Below are 22,684 nucleotides of genomic sequence, written 5' to 3'. Positions count from 1 at the left end.
CGTTTATTCTTTAAAAAAATAGCAGATTTCCTGTGGTATTAATTTATTGAATGATAGCCGCCTAAAAGCTGGTCACTACCGTCACCCCAGGTACAGTATTATGCTCCATCGACATCAGCGCCTCGATGGACTCTGCTAAGCTGATTTCGCGCCCCAATAGCTTTTCGGGCGCAAGCTTGCCTGTGGCAATCATCGGTAGCATGGCATCATAACGAAACGCCTGCATCCCGTGGCTGCCAATGATTTCTAATTCATTGGCGATGACTCGGTCCATCGGGATGGGCGGTGTCGCTTGCTCAGCTAATAGCAGGCCGACTTGGACATGCTTACCCCGTTTTTTTAGACTTTTAATCGAGTTGATACAAGTGGTCGGATGACCCAGCGCGTCTAAAGACACGTGGGCGCCGCCCTTGGTCAGCTCCAAAATTGCTTCGGGTACACTCGCCACGGTATTGGCATTGATGGTGGCATAAGCGCCTAACGCTTTGGCCAGTGCCAGCTTGTCATCGGCGATATCTACCGCAATTACATTGGCACCCAGACTATCGGCAATCATAATGGCAGACAGGCCAACGCCGCCACAGCCATGTACCGCGACCCATTGACCCGCGCTGACTTTCCCTTGATCTACGACCGCTCGAAATGAGGTCACAAAACGGCAACCAAGGCTGGCGGCGGTGGTAAAGTCGATGGTTTCAGGCAGATGGACTAAGTTGACATCGGCATGATGGATCACTACGTATTCTGCAAATGAGCCCCAGTCGGTAAAGCCCGGTTGGGTTTGGTTACCGCACACTTGATGGTTGCCAGAGTGGCATTCATGACAGCTGCCGCAGCCGCTGACAAACGGCACGGTGACGCGATCCCCTACCTTAAATCGCGTGACATTACGGCCAACTTCGGCAATGACACCAGCAAACTCATGACCAGGTACATGAGGCAGCTCGATATCAGGATCATGTCCCATCCAGCCATGCCAGTCACTACGGCACACGCCAGTCGCTTCCACCTTAATTACCACATCATCAGCCTCTGGCGTGGGATCTGCCACCTGCATCAGTTTGGGTGTGGCACCAAAATTTTCATAAACAACCGCTTTCATAAATCCTCTCTTTTCTATAACAAGGCATGGCATTTATTCTACTCAGATAAGCCAAACAGTATCAGCAACTACGCGATTTTTCTGTCTGTCCACTATCAATATACGGTAATCAATATCATGATTTTAGAATGACGCGCTGCTTCATAAAGATAGCTGATCAAAGATATTTTGCTAATAATTGTAACTACTTTTGTTGAGACTGACTACGCTTGTATGTGATTTTGCTTGTCAGTGCATTGCATTTTGCATGCTGGCTCTATCTATGGAAGAAGCCAAACAAAAAAAGACCGCTAATCATTAGCGGTCTTTTTTTTGGCTTAATTGTTTAAAAGTCATGAGAAACAACTAATAATTAACGCTTACGCCCAAATTTACGCTGCTTTTTATTACCAATCTCAGTAATCGCGTGAGTGATTTCTTCTTCGTTTAAACTGGCGACTTGCTGCAAGATTTGCATCATATCAGGCGTCAGCACATATTTGGCATGACTGGCGATGTCATTGATACGATGGTCAAAGGTGAGGATACCCGTTTCATCATCTTTTTGTAGATAATCAAGACGAGTCAAGGCGCTGATAAAGCTGGTGAACAATGCACGATCAAAGAAGTCAGGAATATCATCCGCATACAGTACAGACAAGCGCTGTCCAAGCAAATGGCACAGGTCAACGACTTCGCTTTCGGTTAGATTGCCAGAGCCTTGCTGAGCGAGTAGGGCAAGCGTCATAAAATAACGCTCAAGGCTTTGTCCAACGGGTGTCGCCAGTACTTGTAGCTGTTGATAGCACTTGCTATTAGACTCAGGGACACTAAGCGTGTCGTCGCCTAACTCAACAATCAACCCATGAGACAGTAAACTATCGACCTTTTTGTTGAGCGTCTCAGCCAAACCATGCGCTGGATAGTATAAGAATAGCTCACCTTGCAAGAACGGATATAACTGCTCAGCAATACTATCTAAGCGACTGCGTTTGATACGTCCATTACGTGCCACTAGCGCTGATAAAAAAGACAGTAAAATAAAGACGTGTAGAATATTATTGCGGAAGTAGCTGAGCAATGCCGCCTGCTTGCCAGCGACCTGAATGATATCGCCTAAAATGTGCGGCGTACGCTCTATCAGTTTTAGCTTGATACCATAATCAATGATTTCTTGCGGCGTCATATCTGTGATGACAGTGTCATCTGCATAAGGAAGCTGCTGCGCTAGGCCTTGGTACAAAGCGATTTGCTCACGGCAACTGTTTTCATCCAATGCCGCTTTTGGTGCGGATAGTAGTACCAATGATAGCAGCGACACAGGCGTTATCACGGCCGCTTTATTGATGTGCTGCATGACTTTTACACCGATGTTATCGACCATGGCACTGGCTTTTTCATCGAGCGGGGAGTCGGTGCGATCGGACGGTAAGCTGTTGGCTGGAACATCGAACTTTGTCATAAAATCGCTAAGATGCAGCGGTGTACCAAAACTTAGATGTACATTACCAAAAATACGCTCAATTTTACGACCAACCTTGAGTAGCCCAATCAAAGATTCTGACTCTTTTGGTTTGCCTTTCAACTCGCCAATATAAGTGCCGCCTTCCATAATGCGCTCATAACCAATATAGGTTGGAATGAACACCACAGGCTTATTAGTTTGGCGTAACTGGCTATGTACAGTCATGGCTAGCATACCCATCTTGGGCGGTAGCAGGCGACCTGAGCGTGAGCGACCACCTTCGATGAAGTACTCGATCGGCGTATTACGCGTGATAAGGGTGTGCATATATTCACGCAATACGGCGGTATAAAGGGCATTGCCACGGAAGCTACGACGAATATAAAAAGCGACAGCGCCGCGCAATAACGGACCCAATACAGGCACATCTAAATTGTCGCCTGCCGCAATGTAAGGAATGCTCAAGCCGCGCTTGTAGATGACATAAGACAACAATAGATAATCGACATGACTGCGATGGCACGGCACATAGATCAATTCGTAATCGGTCGCTAGATCGCGTACACGCTCAAAATGATGGACTTCGACACCATCATACAGTTGCGTCCATAACCACGTTAAAAACTTATAAAACCCACGAATAATCGAATGAGAATAGTCATTGACCATCTCGTTGGCATAGCCTCGCGCTTGACTACGAGCGTCGCGTACGCTGGTACCTTTTTCGGCAGCTTCCAGCTCTATTGCGTGCTTAATCGCTGGCGAGTAGACCAGTTTATCAACCAGATTACGTCGATCTGACAAATCAGGGCCAAGCATACTGGCGCGCTGCTTGTCTAAGTAGATCGTCAGTTGCTGCTGCAACATCCGCACGAGTTCACGATTACCATCAGCGGCCGCCACGAGCGTATAGCTGGGTGATATTTCAGCATCAGTTTTGACATCATTATCCGTCGTTGCTGATTCAGTATCTTGTGAGTCTAAAGCAGTTGATTTTTTAGCACCTGAATTCTCAGAAACCGAATCAAAAACGTTAGGGCCCGCGCTTTCACCTTTGAGGCTGTCATTGATGATAGTACGTAAATCTTGGGGTGGGTGGAACTGTACAAAGGTATCGCGGCCCATCACGCCGATATTGAACAACTGCTTGCTGATACTCGGGTCTTGCCAATTGTCAGCGGTTAACAGTTTAAATAGCGAGTCTTCTTTTTCAGGGGCGCGTCCCCACAGGATAGATACGGGTACTAGGCGCACCTTTAGCTCTGGATATTGCAATACCGCAGACACTAGACGAGAAAGGCGCGGAGACAACTGATTGTCTTTGGCATGTGGGTGATTCAAAAATATGATGGCTGCGTTTTCTTTGATATTGTGAGCCGCGTCATTGACCCCAACCAATGCAGGCGGCAAGTTATGCTCTTGCGTCTGCAAATCGATCAAAATACTGTTGGAGCGAGAATAATCCTGTAGCACATAAAACCTGAGTACCTGATCGTCGCTATCAAAATCAGGCAATTCACCCAGTAGTTTCGGTTTGACAGCAACGTCGAGTAGCTGCCCCGATAGCTTACGATATAGCTGATTGATCGGAGCATTGGAATATGGCTTGGTGACGATTGGACCTGCGTCAGTTTCAGAAGTGCGGTCAGTGCTGACTGGCGCTTTAAAAATCCGTTTTTTTAGGAACTTCGGTATCATAATCAGTATCAAAAATAGTCAAATATGTTGCGCTTATGATGCCATAAAAGCCACCAAAGCGATATATAGTGTCTGTATATACTGCTAATATTAATACTATTGGGTTACTCACTAGTAAACGAGTAATGATACAAAACGGTCAAGTATTTGAAAGTTACGATATTTGGCGTAATAATATATTGATGCCATGTCTATCTAATCCGTATGACGCCCATTCTTTAGTTCTATTTTATTAAGCCGAAACTTTATGACGCCAGCTATCGATCTTGCCAAAAAACGCGATCTTGATTACCGCATACACGAATATACTCATGACAGTCATGCTGCTTCTTTTGGTTTAGAAGCCGCAGAAAAGCTTGGCGTAGCAGTAACGCAAGTGTTCAAAACTTTGGTGGTGTCGACCGATACTGGCGACCTTGCGGTTGCGATATTGCCAGTAGATAAAACCCTCAATTTTAAAAAAATGGCCAAAGCCTTATCTGCCAATAAATTGCTGTCCTGCAAAAAAGTACAAATGGCAGATCCCAAGCAAGTCGAGCGGAGTACCGGTTATGTGTTGGGCGGCGTCAGTCCATTGGGGCAAAAAAAGCGCTTAAAAACAGTCATAGATAGCAGTGCGCAAGATCAGACAACAGTCTATGTCAGTGGCGGTCGTCGCGGCTTAGAAATTGAATTGCCACCAGCGCAATTAGCCAACACACTTGATGCGCATTTTAGTGCGATTACTGACGAATAATAGGCATAAAGGTTTTACGGTGGCTAAAGATACCGCGTAAACTTATCAGCCAGATTATCTATTACTTTTTATACAAGGATATACCCATGCCGCATTTAACCATTCAAGCCACGCCCAACGTCAGTATCCCTCACGAAGAATCATTGTTAAAGTCGCTCAATAAAGCACTATGGGACAGTGGGCTGTTTAAACAACCTGCTGAAATCAAAACACGTATCTTACCTATTGAGACGTTTTTAGTAGGCGTGGAAGATGATGAACAAGCGAATGGCTTTATCTATGCCAATCTAAAACTGATGAGCGGCCGCGATATAGAGACTCAAAACCAGCTGGCTGAGCTACTGGTTGCTACCATCGAAGAAAAGATCGGAGACGAGCAATCAGGTCGCGCGGCACTGCAAATATGCGTAGAAGTCGAAGAGATTAGTGCGGTCTATCATAAGAAGATGCTGGGTAGTTAATGTTAAACGCTCTAACCTCTTCTAAAGCGACTTATTCTAGTTTAAATGTCATAGTTTGAAGGCTGTCATTTGAAGGCATTAGACGTCTATGGTTAAGCAGGCTTGCATAAAGACTTGCTGGCATACTTTGGTAGTATCATGACCTCAACTTTATAGCCAGCCGTTTTGCCTTGCGTTGCCATCAGGTTACGTGCGATACGTAATCGATAATCACCCGTGGTTGGCAGACAACCTTGATAAATGATACCGCCTTTGGTGCCATCTTTTTTACCATTCGGCATATGTAACACACCGACGTTAGCAGTCTCGGGCGTGCATGCAAGTGGCGAAATGTTAATAACGGCATATTGCTGACTTGCAGCATCGAAACGATACCACCGCTCATTTTCATGGGCGTTTAACTTGCCAGTGACGACGCTAGTAATGGCGCCCTTTGCAAAATGCAGAGTACTATCGCTACTTTTGGCAACTGCACTGCTGATGCCAATACTGACGAACGTAGTACTAATGACTAAGGCTCGCATATATTGAGCAGCTAAAGCCGCGTTTTTATCGTTAGGTAGAATCATCATGTGCTCCTAAATTACAGGTTGCTTTTGATAGTCTTTAATCATAATACGGTCAGTTAAACACAAAAAAGCGCCTAAATGATAGGCGCTTTTTTATGGATTATTGATGCAGTGTTAGTCTAGAAAAGCAAAGTTTTCGATGTCCATCTCTGTCATGCTATTGCTTGGTGCGACCATGGCTTCAGCATGCCCCGAGGTACGTGGTAATAGCTTGTCAAAGTAGAATTCAGCTGTTTGAATCTTCGCTTTGTAGAATTCTGGTGCTTCTGTGCCACCATTTTCAAGCTTGTCATAAGCGACTGCTGCCATACGTGCCCAGTGGTAGCCCATCATGACGTAACCTGAGTACATCAAGAAGTCATCTGATGCGGCTGAGATGATTTCACGGTCTTTACGAGCCATTAACATCAAGCGTACAGTTAATGTGTTCCATTCAGCGCACAGCTTAGTAAGTGCCCAAACAAATTTACGCATATCTTTATCAAGGGCATACTCGCCGCACCATTTCATGATGCTTGAGGTATAGTCACGGATGATTTTACCTTTAGATTGCAAAATAACTTTACGGCCTAATAGATCCAATGCCTGTACGCCAGTCGTACCTTCGTACATGGTTGCGATACGTGCATCACGAGCGATCAGCTCCATGCCCCATTCTTTGATGTAGCCGTGACCGCCATAGATTTGCTGACCGTGTTTGGCCGCTTCGATACCTAATTCAGTCAAGAAGCCTTTTAGGATTGGCGTGTAGAAACCTAGCTTGTCATCCCATTTTTCGAACTCTTCATCATCACCATTGACGATACCCTGTGCCATTTTGTCGGCATAGCGTGCTGAGTGATAAATCATCGAACGACCACCTTCAGCAAAGGCTTTTTGCGTCAATAGCATACGGCGTACGTCAGCATGATGAATGATGGCATCAGCTACTTTTTCAGGATCTTTGGTGCCAGATAGCGTACGCATAGAACGACGTTCTTTGGCATACGGTAGCGCGTTTTGGAAAGACAGCTCAGTGTGCGCCAAACCTTGGATACCAGTACCGATACGAGCAGTGTTCATAAAGGTGAACATCGCTTTTAGGCCTTTGTGCGGTTCGCCAATTAGGTAGCCAGTAGCACCATCGAAGTTCAATACACAGGTAGAAGAGGCGCTGATACCCATTTTGTGCTCGATTGAACCGCAAACAACGGCATTGCGCTCGCCAGATTCACCTTCAGCATTCGGCGTGAATTTCGGTACGATGAATAGCGAAATACCGCGTGTGCCTTCTGGAGCATTGGGTAGACGTGCTAGGACAATATGAATAATATTGTCTGTTAAATCATGCTCACCGCTTGAGATAAAGATTTTGGTACCACTGATTTTATAGGTACCGTCATCCTGCGGGATGGCTTTTGATTTTACTTGGCCCAAATCCGTACCACACTGTGGCTCGGTCAAACACATTGTACCTGCCCATGAGCCTTCGACCAACTTCGGTAGATAAAGAGCTTTTTGCTCATCTGTACCATATTGGAGTAGCGTGTTGATACAACCAGTTGATAGGCCAGAGTACATCGCCCACGGCCAGTTAGCAGTACCGATCATTTCAGCTTTGATTAGGTTGATTGACGTCGGTAAGTTCATCCCGCCGTATTCTTCAGGATACGAGATACCTTGCCAGCCGCCTTCTACAAACTGGTTGTAAGCTTCTTTGAAGCCTTTTGGCGTGGTGACTTCGCCATTTTCAAAATGACAGCCTTCTTCATCGCCTGATTGATAGATAGGAGCGAGGACGTTTTCAGAAAAGTCAGCCATGCCTTGTAGGATCATGTCAATCGTTTCAGGATCCGCATTCTCGCCATTGTCTAGGCTTTTATAATGCGTTTGGTAATCAAATACATCATTAATCAAAAATTTGATGTCACGTAAAGGTGCTTTGTAAGTTAACATAATCGCTCTCTTTGGTTGGTTCACTATCATGGACTTACGACGCAGTATTTGAGTCAAAAGTCATGTCAGCGATGTGTCATTATTTTAATTGAGATAGATACTATATCTGTTGTTATGAGTGCTAGTAATAAACAGCGAGTCCATTGTGAAGGGCTTTATGACGTCCTTGTTGAGCGTCAGCTATTATTGCGTTGATATGATTATAAATCTTATAGGTCGATAAATATACAATTGATAACTATTATTCATGACTTTTATTTTAATTAATCAATTTTAGTTTTATGAAGTGGCTGATATATGGGCTGGATGTGCTCAAAAATCATCTGCTATAGATGATTGATGATAAGCAGAAGACCGAAGAGTAATAGACATAATAAATAAGGAAGGCCATCTATGAGCGACTCAAAATCTCACAAACAATCCTCTTGGTTGACCACATTCTTGATGCGCATTAAATTGCTCATTGACGGTGAGCTTGGGCATTTACTGACAGTCAATCGTAGTCGAAGGCCATGGCATATGCCTATTGTTGCTGCGATTGCGATCAGTTTTCCAGTATTCGTGGGCGCTTACTTTAGTGACTTATCTGCTGGAATCAAAGCGTCGCTGGGGTCAATGATTATTCTCAATTTGCCCTTGGTGGGCGGGTTACCTTATCGACTGGTGACAGTGATGGCTTGGGGGTTTGCCATGATACTCAGCTTTGCGCTGGGTTTGATGGCGCAGCAATTGCCTATACTCAGGCTGCCTGTCTTTATGCTTGTTGCGCTTAGCGTGGTGATGTTGAGTCGTTATTATAAGCAGCCACCACCAGCAGGGTTGTTTGTGTTGATGGCTGGGGCAATCGCGCTGTTTATTCCTGTCCCGTTAGATCGAGTGCTCTCAGCGATAGGGCTTGTGTTATTAGGTAGCGGGTCTTCGATGTTGCTGGCGCTACTATATACGCTGTTTTTGCTCGCCACACGTCCTATTGCCCCTGCGCCTAGTTATCATTATGAGCCAGATATGATCAGTGATAGCCTCATTGTCGTAGGTTTCATCAGTCTGGCGTTGGTGATAGCAGTTTTGTTAGACATGCCTTATCCATATTGGGTCGCCATGAGCTGCTTTATTATTATTCAAGGTATACAGCTAAGAACCATGTGGATCAAGCAATTGCATCGTATATTGGGTACGTTGGTTGGTATGATGGTTGCCAGTTGGATGCTGTCTTGGGGACTATCGATGTGGGGTGTCGCCGTGGCTATATTATCAATGATGTTATTGATAGAGTCATTTGTCGACCGGCATTATGGGCTGGCGGTGATTTTTATTACGCCGTTGACGATATTTATCGCGGAGTATGGCAGCACAATGCCGGTGCCGCCAGTGGCAGGAGATGTCATTCATACGCGCATGATTGATACGGCACTCGGTTGTGTAATTGGTCTGAGCGGTGGTTTGGCGATACATTCTACAAGATTGCGTGTACCACTGCGGCGTTTGGAGCATTGGCTGCTGCTGCGCTTTAGTGGATAATAAGCAGCAGTTTAATGCTGCTTATTAAGAGTTACATTAAGTATTTTGACTCAAGGCGGCTGTCGCTTTTGCGACATCGATCTCATGACCCGTCCAGCGCTCAAAACTCAATGCTGCTTGTCCGATGAGCATGCCGTAACCTTCAGACGTTTCGGCATCACGCGCCGCGAAATGCTGCAAAAAGGGTAGGTCGCGCCCATACATCATGTCATAAGCGTATTGGCAATGTAGATTATCATCCAGCGGCAGTGTATCGCCTGATAAGCCGATGGAGGTGGCATTGATAATCATATCAAAGTCGCCGCTCAAGTCGCCAGTGACACAGGTCTGAATCTGCTGCTCTGCAATGACTGAGCTTGCTGTGCTTAGCTCATCCACTAAATCTGCCGCTTTACTCACTGTGCGATTGGCGATAGTCAGTGATCCAATATTTGCTTGAATCAGCGGTAGTATGACACCGCGTGCCGCGCCGCCTGCGCCAATAAGGGCAACGCGAGCACCGTCCAGTGGCCAACCTAAGCTTATTATGTGATTGACGAGCCCTTGTCCGTCCGTATTATCGCCGTATATGGCCTCTTTTATCGACGCGCCTTGTTGTAGTAGCACCTCATCTATCATAAGGGTATTGACCGCGCCTGCTGTTTTGGCATGTTCTGATAAGCCGCCGCTTGCCGCACAGCAGTCATAAGCGACTTGCTTAAAAGGTACGGTCACGTTAGCACCCACACCACCACCATGAAAAAACGCCTCAACGACCGCTGTAAAACTGGCAGCATCGTCAGGACAGTACTGGCGCTGGTAGCGAATATCAATACCCGCCTGTAACGCAAATTGCTCATGAATTTCAGGGGATTTGCTGTGGGCAATCGGATTGCCAATAACGATAAAGTGTTGGATCATAAAGGGTCCATTGGCTAAAAGAGGCAAGACATCATCAAAAATGCATCGCTTACGACCATTTATCATAAGCGATAAAATGATGATTGACAAACCAATGGCTCACTTCATAAGCCTTGTATCGGGCAGAGTTTGATGAGTGATATCTTTAACAAATATGTACCCTCTGGGAGCGTTATGCGTAACCTAAAAGGTAGTCAAGCGCCGAGCAGTTGGGTAAACTATCGATTATATGTTAATTAGTATAATATGCTCTAATGACTGTTAGGTTATAACTTTTATTAAATACATTTTTTATTAAAAAACCCTTTGTTATCGGTGGCTTCTGGGCCAGCTCGTTAATATTATTGTAAGATCAATCTAAAAGTGTGAGTAAATTATCCATGTGGAATCATAACCTTCAGACTCTTCTAGTTGGTACGATAATGGCAGTTAGTGTGACGCTTGGTGGCTGTGATAGCACCAAAGAGGATGCTCAAAATCTAGAGACAAACGCTGAGAGTAGCGAGCAGACTGTGACGGATACCTCTGTACAGGATAGCGCTGTAGATAATCCTGATCTAGATGGCGCGACCGCCCAACAAGGTACACCAGTAAAATACGATGTCTCGGCATGGGGCGCTGACAAGGTAGAGCCGCTTAGCACCGATGAGTTAGATAGTATCAAGTCAGCATTTGGTAAAGTAGTAAGTACGGATGAAAATAGCCTAGACTATGCCAGCAATCCTGCTACCAAATATCGCTTTATGAAGACGGACGCGCCTTATCTAGATATTATCGACTCCGAAAAATACCTTGAGCTTGGCTGGTATTATGCCAATCCGACCGATTCTGATAAAGAAAAAGCGTTGAGCCAAGACCATGCCAAAAAAGCCTACCAACTATCGCGCCGACTGATGGATGATGAGGGTGGCAAAATGGTCGCTGATATGCTCAGTAACCAAATCATCAAAAACAGAGTCATTGGTGGGCAAAAGGTAGAACTGGCAAAATGTGAGTTTTATAGCTGCATGCTAGTCATCAATAAATCCGCTGCCCAAACAGACAATAGCTAAGCGATGATAGATATGAGGTCACTGCCTAACCGTTGGGTCTGCCTATATCCACAAGACGATATGGCAACTAGCGAAGCGGTGACACTGTCGCCAGACAACCGCGGATTGGCCTATGCGGATGGGTTTTTTACGACCATGGGTGTGATGGACGGGCTCATATTATGGGCAGACTATCATCATCAGCGGCTCATCTCCCACGCTGACGCCTTGCAGTTAGATATAGAATGCGAAGAACTACTGGCAGTATTAAAAATGTATGCCCAGCAGCTAGAGCAGGGCATGCTCAAGCTCGTGGTGACTCGCGCCGCACAAGACATTCGCGGTTATGGCTATGCACCAAGTGAATCAGGAAGCGCTTGTGAGATATGGCTAAAGCCGACTGTTATGAGAGTCTCCACTGCTGTGCAACTGTCGTTACCTGATGGCAGTCTAGTACCGATGCAGCCGAACGCCTCGGCGATATGCTTATCTTCACAGATTGCCTGTCTGCCGCCGCCGCTGGCAGGACTCAAAAGCTTGAGCCGCCTAGACAATGTCCTTGCCAGTGGCGAGCTACAGCGCATAAAAGCTGAACCATTGGCCTCTAACGTTGCAAAGAGTCTCAGTGAAGGGTTGCTACGTGATATGAGTGGTCACTGGGTTGAAGGGACGATGAGCAATGTGTTCTATCAGTTAGCAGATGAGCCTTTATCCGAATCTAAAACGCGCTCTAGTGGCCATGAAGGTGTTGATAACAATCATGAGACTTATCTAACCATAGGTCAATGGTATACCCCTTCTATGGATCAATCGGGCGTTGCTGGTGTGATGCGGCAGGTGATTATTGATGCTTTATCCACGACAGAGTATCCAGTGGTGATACGGTCGTTATCAGATGAGGATTTGCCTAAGTTGACGCGGTTATTCTTTTGTAATGCACTGCGCGGCATCATGCCTATGAGTAGTTTGACGCTATTGTCAGGTGATATTGTGGATTTTAAATTCGTTTAGTTGTTATTGAAAAACAACAAATTTAGTATCAATAAAATCATCTGGATATAAAACTACTTGCTCATTTCTATACATCTCTTGCGCTTTCAAAAGCGCACTTTGCTTATCTTCTGCGATGACCTCCACGATATTGCTTAGTGTTTCAACAATTTCAATTTGAAAGGTCTGTGACATTTTTTCATTTGTTCTTATCATAGTGAATCTCAATATTGAAAAGCTACTTTCGTTATCTATGCTGGCTAGATTAGCAAAAGCATTCAAAAGAAGTGATCGTCTTTTGTTACGCAGACTTGTGCCATAAAGCAAATCGATCAATGATCCTTTTTCAATGGAAATTTTTAAAAGGACAATATCGCATGCGTTCGGTATATAAAGATAAACGAATTCCGTTACAACTTCGTCGATTGATGATATTTAATAAAGTTTGCTGTGTAGCAAAAGAAAATCCTGATGAAGTAATTCACTTACCTTGCTATTCACAAATAGCATTTAGTATTGTGTATTCTAAGAAAGATAAAAAATACACAGCGTTTGGAAGTGTGTTTAAGTATGCGCATACCCGTCAAGAAGTCATTGAACAAGGTTTAGATAAGCAGTTTCATGAAGATACTGTGATGTGTGCAATCACAACCGAAAGACAAGCTTTTACTAAAGCTTCTCGCACTCCGTTAGGGCTGTTAATGAGCTGGAATAAACAGGTAAAAAATCGAGCTTATACCTGTCTCGATGGCAATGTGAAACACTTTTTCAAAGTAAATGATGAGCTAGAGCTAGATTATCCTCCTCACAAGTTTTACGGTCGTTTGGTTGCTGCCAAAGGTTTGCCATTATGGGATGATAAGTGTTCTTAGTATAACTTTTGATAATGGCCACGGCTTATAAATTTAATAATGCCTTTATCTCGTAATACCTGTAACTGTTGGCGAATTTTATCTTTTACGTGGTTGTTTTCAGGATGTTTGAGTTGTAACTCATCAGCAAAAGCATAAACTTGATTGAGAGAAAAACTGGCATCGAGCCGGTCGATACATTGCCAGACATCGAGTGTCCAGCCACGCGACTCTATAGATTGCGTGCGTAAAAATAAGGTTTTTTGGAATTGCTGGGTAACCGACTCTTTATCTATGATTTTTTGGTCTTTGACCAAAAATACTTTGCCTGATTCTGGCACTTTTCGTAAGTCAATATTGCAACCCACCCAACCTGCGCGTTTGGCAGTCACTGATAATGGTTTGCGCTTCATAATAATATCGGGCGTAAAGAAATGCTTGGGAATAATTAGAAAATTATTGACGGTGTATTCTTTTGAGTAGGTCAAAAAGAAAAAACTGGGATTGTCATCACTATTGATACGCTCAATCATCGTCTTATAAGCGCCATCATTAACGATGTTGCTGAGTTTGGTTTTTTTACTTTTTAGCTCATATTGCTCATTACAATGCGCGCAGTAAAAATCAGCGACTGGTTGACCGTTAGCAAATTCAGTCAAAGGCTGCTCGCTACAATTAGGACAGTAACCATTTTCCGTCACCCATGCTTCACTGAGTACACGAACTTTTTGAGGTCCAGAGTGATAGCTTTTAGCAAGACTTTGATTAAAATGTAGGTTCATAAGATATTTTCATTATTAATAGATAAACTGAGAATACTGAAAAAAACGCCTAAGTATTAAGCCATATAAACGGCCATCAATAGCAAGATAATTCATAAGCTAAGCAAATACCATTGAAAATCGTACGGTTCAGTGCTAAATTCTAGCAAACATCTGCCTCGCGAGTTGCCATGAGCAAGCCCACACCCAATACACCACCTGAACGTCCCAATGAGTCGCCATCGAATAAGCAAGATGGCACAGTCGAGGAGCGTGTAGACACCACGCTACCGGACGCGCAACCAGTGGTAGATAGGGGGGAAGACACGCCAGCAACCAATGTCTCGCTGATCAGTGGCAACAGCAAACCGCGTCAATATAAAGTCAACAATCCCTCATTTTTTATGCAGCGCGGTTATCAGGTATTGCTGGTAATAGGGCTCATTGCTGCATTTTTCTTAGTCATGGTATATCAGACCTTGTTTGGTCGTATCGAGCAGCCGCAGCAAATGGTCACGATTGAGCAAGGTCAGACGTATTATGGCCTATTGCCGCAGTGGCAAAACCAGATTCCGCTGTTTTCGGCCAGCGTAGCCAAGCTATATATCAAGTCGCAAGTCGATGCGCCTTTGCATGCAGGTATCTATCAATTACCTGAAAATCCAACCATTGCTGAGGCATTGCAAATATTAGAGCAGGGCGCAAAAGCAGCTATGGTAAAGGTGCAGATCATCGAAGGCAAAACCTCAAAAGATTTGTATCAAGCGCTGCGTGATAATGACAATATCGAAAAAGAAGTGCTGACCGCAGATAGTGATAATGCCAGCATCGCACAAGCGTTAGATTTGGCTGGTATATTGCCAGACAGCGTGACCAACAGCAGCGATCCTATCGTCAATCATAATCTTGAAGGGTGGTTTGCACCTGATACCTATTATTATGGTGAAGGAACGAGCGATAAAAAAGTGCTCACAGACCTATATAAACGCCAGCAAAAAGCGCTGACTGATGCGTGGGAAAATCGTGCGCCTGACCTACCTTATAATAGCCCTTACGAAGCATTAGTAATGGCATCTATCATCGAAAAAGAAACCAGCGTACCAGAAGAGCGTCCGCTAGTCTCTGCCGTGTTTAGAAATCGCTTGGTTAAAAACATGCGTATGCAGACCGATCCGACCATCATTTATGGTATGGGTAGTCGTTATGATGGTAATATCCGCCGCAAAGACATCGATGAAAAAACGTCTTATAATACCTATCAGATTGATGGCTTACCGCCAACGCCAATCGCCCTGCCATCTGCCGCATCTATCGAAGCAACCTTACATCCTGCCGATAGCGACGCCCTTTACTTTGTGGCAACCGGTAATGGCGGACACAAATTTACCAATAGCTTGGCTGAGCACAACCAAGCGGTAAAAGACTATCTGAGCGTCATGCGTGAGAAAAAATCTCAAACACCGCCGCAATAAATAACCTTCTTATCTCTTATAAAACTTATCGTTTATTGAGCGCTATAACCTAGCTATAGCGCTCATCAATGACATAAGGTCATATCATGTCAGTACCTATACAGACCAACGCGCCATCCGCACATACGAGTACAGCATCGTCCACGCTACCGGAATCGAATGCTTCGCAAACGACGAACGCATCTACTGTAGGGCGGTTTATTAGCTTTGAAGGAACGGAAGGCGTCGGGAAAACCACGGCGATTGAGCAGCTATGCTTGCAACTAGAGAAAAATGGTATTCAATACCTTCGTACTCGCGAGCCGGGTGGTAGTCCGTTTGCTGAGCGACTGCGCGATATATTGCTAGACCCTGCAACTGAAATTGAGGATGATACAGAGCTTTTATTATTGTTTGCGGCGCGCTGTGATCATATGCAGCAAGTCATTCTACCCGCACTACAACGCGGCACATGGGTAATCTGTGATCGGTTTACGGACTCTACTATTGCGTATCAGGGTTTTGGACGCGGACATGGCGATCAAGCGATGCTGACCAAAATTGAGACGCTGATCGAGCAGTTTGTGACCCAATTACCTGAGCTGACTTTATGGCTTGATTTGCCAGTATCAGAGGGCATGGCTCGCGCCAATAAACGCAGCGCCGCAGATCGCTTTGAGCAGCAAGCGATGGATTTCTTCACTTGGGTACATATCGGTTTTAGTCGGCTTGCAAGCTCGCATCCTGAGCGCATACAGCGTATCGATGCGTCAGGCAGTACTGATGAAGTGAGCGCGCGGATATGGCAGGCAGTCGTAGACAGATTTGATGTTAAATAATCATATTTGATCGAGTATTTTTATCTTGTAAGTAGATTTAATAATCAAGCGGATGTAATAAAAGTAAAAAGCCCCAGCATGTCGCTGGGGCTTTTTATTGATGACAGTTTGTTATTTAACCGATTATGACGTTAGCGAGTAAATAACGACAGAGTTTATTTATCACTATTTTTGTCATTCAGCTCACTCTGCTCGGCTTCTTTCTCAACCGCAATAGAAGTGTCAGTGTCAGTTTTGGCAGTCGAATGAGTAGCATTGTCTTGACCAGAATCAGGGAGGCGATTTGGATCAAGCGCTCCTTTTTTGTTTTTAGGCGCGTTACCATTACCGTTGGTATTACTATTACTAGACGTTTTGGTTTTCGAGGTCGCTGTCGAGTTTGCTGACATCACACCTTTATTAGCTGCATCAGTCGAGACGGCTTTTGGCGCCACTGCTTTATCATCCGTCGCTACTGGCGCGATATTAGACGACTTATCTACGCCACTATTCACACTCGCAGTACTTTTCTCAGCATTTTTAGCAGTATCAGTGGTCGTCTCTGGTTCTGCTTTTTGAGTGCTATCACTGCTCAGCTCTTTTTCTTTACGCTTTTCAGGTGCTTTTGAGCTGGATTCAAAATTAGCATCGGCGACCATACGCGCTTGTTCTTGCTTGGGTGTCACGTCTACTGGTTTTGGCTGTACTTCATCATCCACGACCAGTGAGATAAGCTTACGATCACGAGGCACCGTACCGTCGAACTTGTCAGTAATGACATGCAGCTTGCCTTCTTTATCTATGGTGTACAGCGGCACAAACTGCTTGTTATCCGCTTTATACTGCTCAAAGCTATAGCTGTCAGTGATGTTGGTGATTTTGATGCGGGCTTTTTTGGACAGCATACTAGCAAGCTTGGTGTACGTCACATCTTTGCCAAATAGCCACTGTGAGTGAAAATTGGACTGCTTGTCGTCGCGCTCACTTCTGACTTTTTCATCACTGAACTTGAGACGGTATAGCTTACGTTCGCCAAATTCATGACGATAATGAATCTCAGACAAGGTATTCATCTCTTTGTCCATACTCATGGCAAACAAACGCCCAATACCGATAAGGTCGAGATGGTGATCAGCGTGATCAGAGATGGGATTGCCAAAGTAAGTACGCAGTCCGCTCATGCGTGCGCGCGCAATATTGGTATAGTTATTATGGGCAACGATGACGTCGAAGCCTTGCTCTTTAAGAGAGGTAGCGATGAGTAGGGCAATCGGGTTTGAGCCGACGATAAGAATACCGTTGGTCTCAGGCTCACGTACGCCCAGCAAGTTGCCGACCACCTTTGCGCCCAGACCCTGAATCATCACCGTGCCAATGATGACCATAAATACCAATGGTACAAGTAGCTCAACACCCTGAATATCATACTCTTGCAAACGAATCGCAAACAGGGATGAGATAGCAGCAGCGACGATACCGCGAGGGCCAATCCAGCTGATCATGAGCTTTTCATTGGTTTTTAGATTGGAGCCGATAGAGGACGCCCATACCGATAATGGACGAGCCACAAACATGACAATAGCCAGGAGCACCAGACCTGCAAACCCTACGCTCAATAAACTTGCCAGCTCTACACGAGCGGCCAAAATAATAAATAGCACAGAGATCAGCAGAACGGTTAAAGACTCATTGAACTCCAAAATCGTCTCGCGCGGGAATTTTGGCCAGTTTGCCAAAGCCACACCCAGTACGGTCACGGTCAATAATCCTGATTCATGCTCCAAGTGATTTGATACCGAAAACAAGACCAAGACGAATGCGAGGGTAAAAACATTGCGCAAAAACTCAGGAACCATATGACGACGCATGAGGAAGGCAAGCAACCAAGCGCCTGCCATACCAAGTGCAGTGGCCAATACGACAATTTTGGCAAATAGTAAGATACTACTGGCTTCACCGCCTGAGATGATATATTCATAAACCAATACCACGGCGATAGCACCGATTGGATCAATGATAATACCTTCCCATTTTAGGATGTTGGATATCGTTTTGTTGGGGCGCACGCTACGCAACAGCGGCATAATGACCGTCGGACCGGTCACGCAGACCAGCGCACCGAACAGGAGTGCAATCAATGGATCGACATCAAATAATAAATAAGTCGATAGTGCTACGATAGCGATAGTGATAAGTACACCAACCGATACCAGCATTTGCACCACGGTACCGTGTTGTTTGATCTCATCGAATTCTAGGGTTAGCGAACCCTCAAACAGGATAATCGCGACACCTAAAGAGATGAAGGGAAACATCAACTCACCCAATACCAAATCAGGGTCAAATACGCCCAGTACTGGTCCGACGATAATACCAATCAATAATAAAAATAAAATGGACGGTTGCTTCAAATACCAAGCCAGCCATTGGGCGGCAATGCCAATCCCAACTACGCCGGATAGCAATAGGGCGGTATCCATAAATTAATCCTTTTGTAATCTTGTCATATTTTATATCTATCAAATAGCTGCCATAAGATAATCGCTACCGTTCACTTCATAATAAGTTGCTATCATTACTTATCTTATCTGGGTCATAGCACTGATAGCCATCATGGATCACAACATGAGCTAGATATGATATATATACTATAAAGTAGCAAAGACAAAAGCAGTCCTAGACAAATAATGTGGGTCTAGAAATGCAAAAGATGGAAAACAAGGGTGATGATAGCCAGCTTGATAAACGGATAGTCGATAGTATTTTTACTAATTGACTTTTGTCTGTTTTATGATTTGTTTTGCTTGCTATCATAACATGGTTTGATTCATATACATGTATATAGCGCCTGCCACGATATTAGCGCGCAGCCACAAAATTGTACAAAGTCAGTATGAAATAACCATGCCTTGGGTTATCCTGCATTATGGAAATAATGACAAGATAACGTTTTGTTCATCATACAGGAGCTACGTTGGTCATGCACGCCGCCAAAACGACAATAATATGACGTCAATCAGAGACCATATATTAGCGCTGAGGGTTTATATTTACCAAGGCCACCAATTCTAATTTTTACTAAATAAGTATAAAAACGGGGCGGATATGATCGTTACTATATCAGCCTAGCGGTAAAACATATATGAAATCGATGCATAGTACGAATACCATCGTGTAATATGAGTATAACGATATAAGCAAATATAAGAACGCTGACCAATAACGATTGGGGTTATGTGCGTCAGATAAGACGTTATCGAGTACCACCATCATCTAATTACCAACAATAATAATGACCATTCATATGGGGGACAATATGCCTATCAATATGTTTAAATCACGAACCACTGTCGATATGCGACTTTGGTTACAGCGCAGTGCGTTGGCACTTGCTGTGAGTACGGCGATGGTGGCGAGTATTAATGTCACCACAATGAGCAATGCCCATGCGGCTGTAACCACGGCTGATTTTTCTGGCCTAGTTCAACAAGTGACGCCAGCGGTGGCACGCGTCAACGTTACCAAGACAGTCAGTGAGGCTGAGCTTGCTAAGGCGCAAACGGCTGAAGTGTTGCGGCAGTTTTTTGGCGATCGGGTGCGCATTCCTGATCGAGCAGTCACGCCAGCGATAGAGCATGCTTATGGTACGGGCTTTTTTGTCACATCTAACGGCTACATGCTGACCAACCATCACGTCATTGAGGGCGCTGACAAAATCACTGTCACACTTAATGATAGAACCGAGCTTGATGCAACCTTGATTGGTAGCGACGAGCGCTCAGATGTGGCTGTATTAAAAGTTGAAGGCACTCAGTTCCCAGCATTGCCGATTGGCGACTCAAACAGCTTAAAAGTAGGGGAGCCCGTACTAGCGATTGGTTCACCATTTGGTTTTGATTATTCAGCCTCCGCTGGCATCGTCAGTGCCAAATCACGCAGCTTCTCACGCGAAACCAGTGTGCCGTTTATTCAAACCGACGTGGCGCTGAACCCTGGTAACTCAGGTGGCCCTCTATTTAATCAGCGCGGCGAAGTGATTGGTATCAACTCCCGCATATTTAGTGGGACGGGCGGCTACATGGGACTATCGTTCTCTATCCCGATTGATGCTGCTATGGATATCTATGAGCAATTAAAGACCAGTGGTGAAGTCGCTCGCGCATATTTAGGTATCTATCCCCAAGATATCGACCGTAATCTGGCTGAAGCTTATAAATTGGATAAACCACAAGGCGCTTTGCTGACCCGTGTTTCTCCAGATTCGCCAGCACAAAAAGCAGGTCTAAAACCTGGTGACATTATCTTGCAGTACAATAATGTACAAATCATGCGAGCATCCGACTTATTGAATCTGCTCAATCGAGCAAAGCCAAGCGATCCGTTTCGCGCACAGATTCAGCGCAATGGTAAGCAGATGATCATTAGCGGTAAGCTCGCTTATGCACCTAATGATGTGAGAGCCCAAAGTGGGGATCAGCAGAGCAATGATGTACAACTGGGCTTACGCTTGCGTGATTTAACCGAGGATGAGCAAGCAGAAATCGCTGCAGATAATAAAACGGGTATTTTGGTTACCACTGTTGATCCGACAGGACTTGCTGCCCGCTCAGGTATTTTGGCAGGTGATGTTATTACTAACTTTCATCAAAAGCCTATTAAAAAGGTAACGGACTTCTCTGGTGCGATCTCTTCTTTACCAAAGAAAGGCGTTGTGACTATAGAGGTCATCCGCCAAGGTATCCCTGCTATTATTGGTCTGCGTATTGAGTAGATAAAACCATAAGGAAGTGATTTGGAGAGCAGCATACCAAAGAATACCGAAAAGTATAATTGTTCATAATAGATACCGCTCATTATAAGAGATACGCAAACGGATATTGTATTAGTCTGCAAATAATATATTTAAATATTCGTCAGCAGCGGTATTGGTACGCGAGGCCTGCCTTTTCGCTTATATCGTCCCACCATCGATGTGTTGACGATTCGTTAACATTAATCAAAAGACTTATCAGTGCTGATTCATTACGCTAAACTAGCTATTAAGTTTAGCGTTTGTTTATTGATAAAGCCCTGAGCTTATATTTATGGTTTTTGGTAGTACAAAAGCCTCTTTTTAGCCTTTGATTTATGATTGCAGCATCAATTGATTGATAGCGGTCAAATCAAAATATGCTACACTAGCAGGCGTTTTTATTATTATATTTTATGGCGCAACAGGTATTAGCAGTCACTGACATAGATAATGCCAATACTCACGTGAGTACGCAGTAATTTATAATGTAAACGTTGTGATAATAAATAAAACTTCAGCATTAACATCAAGCAAGGATTGGCCATTAGCGTTTATCGACGCATATCAATATTTGGCACTTGCAAACGACCTATCATGTGACAGCTTTGATAAAAGCTAGGATAATACAGTAAGGCACGGTTATGAGCACAGCATACGACGAGATCAAAACCCGATTACAAGGCTCAATGGTAGCCTTGGTAACGCCCATGCACCCTGACGGTACAGTTGATTATAAACGTCTGGCTGACCTCATAGACTGGCAGATAGAGCAGGGCACACATTGCCTCGTTGCTGTTGGTACCACTGGTGAGTCGGCAACCCTATCAATGCAAGAGCATAGCGATGTCATTCGCTATTTTATCCAGCACGTTAAAGGTCGCGTGCCCGTTATCGCGGGTACTGGCGCTAATAATACTATGGAAGCCATTAAGCTGACTCAAGACGCAGCAGATGCTGGTGCAGATTGTGCGTTGTTGGTTGCTCCTTATTACAATAAGCCGCCACAAGAAGGTTTATTTCAGCATTATCAAGCCATTGCTAAAGCTGTCAATATTCCTCAGATGCTCTATAACGTACCGGGTCGCACGGTCGTTGATATTGCACAAGACACGGTTGAGCGTTTGTGCGATATCGATAATATCGTTGCTATCAAAGATGCGACAGGCTCTGTTGGTCGCGGTGAGCAATTGATTAAAGCCGTTGGCGACAGAATGGTTGTATTGTCTGGTGATGATGGCACAGCGCTTGATCTACTAAAAGTAGGCGGTAAAGGCAATATCTCAGTGACTGCCAACGTAGCGCCAAAAGCCATGAGTGAGACTTTCGCTGCTGGTTTGCGTGGTGATTTCGCAGCCGCTGACAAAATCCACGATGTGGTCAAGCATTTACATCGTGATTTATTTATCGAATCAAGCCCTATCCCAGCGAAATACGCCCTACATAAAATGGGTATTATCGATAAAGGTATTCGCTTACCACTCGTTTGGTTGGCAGAGCAGCATCATGCGACTATTGATGAAGCGTTGGTTCGAGCAAACATACTATAACTTGATCTTCAGCGATTTAAGACTTGTTGCTTGACGATTAATATTCAAGCGAGCAATAAGTCAACTTATCATGATGAGTC

At 44.6% G+C, this 22,684-nt stretch carries 18 protein-coding genes; 10 read left to right on the top strand and 8 right to left on the bottom strand.

Annotated features, from left to right (window positions below):
• Positions 1-61: 61 nt before the first annotated feature.
• Both QO189_RS04245 and plsB read right to left on the bottom strand, forming a co-directional pair.
• A complete protein-coding gene (locus QO189_RS04245) occupies positions 62-1,102 on the bottom strand; it encodes a zinc-dependent alcohol dehydrogenase family protein (protein ID WP_371531662.1) in 1,041 nt (346 codons plus the stop codon).
• Between the two features lie 352 nt (positions 1,103-1,454).
• Positions 1,455-4,244, bottom strand: a complete 2,790-nt coding sequence (gene plsB, locus QO189_RS04240; protein ID WP_371531661.1) for a glycerol-3-phosphate 1-O-acyltransferase PlsB — start codon at positions 4,242-4,244, stop codon at positions 1,455-1,457.
• A 247-nt stretch (positions 4,245-4,491) separates the two neighbouring features.
• On the opposite strand from plsB, the gene ybaK reads away from it, so the two are divergent.
• Both ybaK and QO189_RS04230 read left to right on the top strand, forming a co-directional pair.
• Positions 4,492-4,980, top strand: a complete 489-nt coding sequence (gene ybaK / locus QO189_RS04235) for a Cys-tRNA(Pro) deacylase (protein WP_201600833.1) — start codon at positions 4,492-4,494, stop codon at positions 4,978-4,980.
• Between the two features lie 86 nt (positions 4,981-5,066).
• Positions 5,067-5,441 carry a 5-carboxymethyl-2-hydroxymuconate Delta-isomerase gene (locus QO189_RS04230; RefSeq protein ID WP_371531660.1) on the top strand — a complete coding sequence of 125 codons (375 nt, stop codon included), beginning with the start codon at positions 5,067-5,069 and terminating at the stop codon, positions 5,439-5,441.
• 92 nt (positions 5,442-5,533) lie between these two features.
• Here QO189_RS04230 and QO189_RS04225 read toward each other — a convergent pair whose 3' ends face one another.
• The gene (locus tag QO189_RS04225; RefSeq protein ID WP_371531659.1) at positions 5,534-6,013 is read right to left on the bottom strand and encodes a hypothetical protein; all 480 of its coding nucleotides are present in this window, start codon (positions 6,011-6,013) and stop codon (positions 5,534-5,536) included.
• A gap of 111 nt (positions 6,014-6,124) precedes the next feature.
• Positions 6,125-7,945, bottom strand: coding sequence for an acyl-CoA dehydrogenase C-terminal domain-containing protein (locus tag QO189_RS04220; RefSeq protein WP_371531658.1), 1,821 nt, complete (start codon positions 7,943-7,945; stop codon positions 6,125-6,127).
• A gap of 393 nt (positions 7,946-8,338) precedes the next feature.
• Between QO189_RS04220 and QO189_RS04215 the strand changes: the two genes are divergently transcribed.
• Complete coding sequence (locus QO189_RS04215) at positions 8,339-9,463, top strand: FUSC family protein (RefSeq protein WP_371531657.1); 1,125 nt, start codon at positions 8,339-8,341, stop codon at positions 9,461-9,463.
• 36 nt (positions 9,464-9,499) lie between these two features.
• On the opposite strand, the gene aroE is transcribed toward QO189_RS04215, so the two are convergent.
• Complete coding sequence (gene aroE, locus QO189_RS04210) at positions 9,500-10,363, bottom strand: shikimate dehydrogenase (protein WP_371531656.1); 864 nt, start codon at positions 10,361-10,363, stop codon at positions 9,500-9,502.
• A gap of 422 nt (positions 10,364-10,785) precedes the next feature.
• Here aroE and QO189_RS04205 point away from each other — a divergent pair, with 422 nt between their 5' ends.
• Positions 10,786-11,415 (top strand): hypothetical protein, encoded by a 630-nt coding sequence (locus QO189_RS04205; protein WP_371531655.1) that lies wholly within the window; start codon positions 10,786-10,788, stop codon positions 11,413-11,415.
• 12 nt (positions 11,416-11,427) lie between these two features.
• A complete protein-coding gene (locus QO189_RS04200; RefSeq protein WP_371531654.1) occupies positions 11,428-12,405 on the top strand; it encodes an aminotransferase class IV in 978 nt (325 codons plus the stop codon).
• Between the two features lie 3 nt (positions 12,406-12,408).
• On the opposite strand, the gene QO189_RS04195 is transcribed toward QO189_RS04200, so the two are convergent.
• Positions 12,409-12,666, bottom strand: a complete 258-nt coding sequence (locus tag QO189_RS04195; protein ID WP_371531653.1) for a DpnD/PcfM family protein — start codon at positions 12,664-12,666, stop codon at positions 12,409-12,411.
• A 95-nt stretch (positions 12,667-12,761) separates the two neighbouring features.
• Between QO189_RS04195 and QO189_RS04190 the strand changes: the two genes are divergently transcribed.
• Positions 12,762-13,256, top strand: a complete 495-nt coding sequence (locus tag QO189_RS04190; RefSeq protein WP_371531652.1) for a hypothetical protein — start codon at positions 12,762-12,764, stop codon at positions 13,254-13,256.
• Here the strand turns inward: QO189_RS04190 and QO189_RS04185 are convergent.
• Positions 13,253-14,017, bottom strand: a complete 765-nt coding sequence (locus tag QO189_RS04185; RefSeq protein ID WP_371531651.1) for a DpnI domain-containing protein — start codon at positions 14,015-14,017, stop codon at positions 13,253-13,255. The two genes, QO189_RS04190 and QO189_RS04185, sit on opposite strands and share 4 nt — an antisense overlap.
• A 170-nt stretch (positions 14,018-14,187) precedes the next feature.
• Between QO189_RS04185 and mltG the strand changes: the two genes are divergently transcribed.
• Positions 14,188-15,468, top strand: a complete 1,281-nt coding sequence (gene mltG, locus QO189_RS04180; RefSeq protein ID WP_371531650.1) for an endolytic transglycosylase MltG — start codon at positions 14,188-14,190, stop codon at positions 15,466-15,468.
• An 86-nt stretch (positions 15,469-15,554) separates the two neighbouring features.
• On the top strand, positions 15,555-16,286 hold the full coding sequence (tmk, locus tag QO189_RS04175; protein WP_371531649.1) for a dTMP kinase: 732 nt from the start codon (positions 15,555-15,557) through the stop codon (positions 16,284-16,286).
• A gap of 155 nt (positions 16,287-16,441) precedes the next feature.
• Here tmk and QO189_RS04170 read toward each other — a convergent pair whose 3' ends face one another.
• The gene (locus QO189_RS04170; RefSeq protein WP_371531648.1) at positions 16,442-18,745 is read right to left on the bottom strand and encodes a cation:proton antiporter; all 2,304 of its coding nucleotides are present in this window, start codon (positions 18,743-18,745) and stop codon (positions 16,442-16,444) included.
• Between the two features lie 875 nt (positions 18,746-19,620).
• Between QO189_RS04170 and QO189_RS04165 the strand changes: the two genes are divergently transcribed.
• Together QO189_RS04165 and dapA are read left to right on the top strand one after the other, a co-directional pair.
• Positions 19,621-21,036 (top strand): Do family serine endopeptidase, encoded by a 1,416-nt coding sequence (locus tag QO189_RS04165; RefSeq protein ID WP_371531790.1) that lies wholly within the window; start codon positions 19,621-19,623, stop codon positions 21,034-21,036.
• A 662-nt stretch (positions 21,037-21,698) separates the two neighbouring features.
• A complete protein-coding gene (gene dapA, locus QO189_RS04160) occupies positions 21,699-22,604 on the top strand; it encodes a 4-hydroxy-tetrahydrodipicolinate synthase (protein ID WP_238036099.1) in 906 nt (301 codons plus the stop codon).
• The last annotated feature ends 80 nt before the right edge of the window (positions 22,605-22,684 follow it).

Origin of the sequence: Psychrobacter sp. Arc29, from assembly GCF_041431175.1 — a bacterium.
Classification (GTDB): Bacteria; Pseudomonadota; Gammaproteobacteria; order Pseudomonadales; family Moraxellaceae; genus Psychrobacter.
This window is presented reverse-complemented; position numbering and strand designations above follow the sequence as displayed.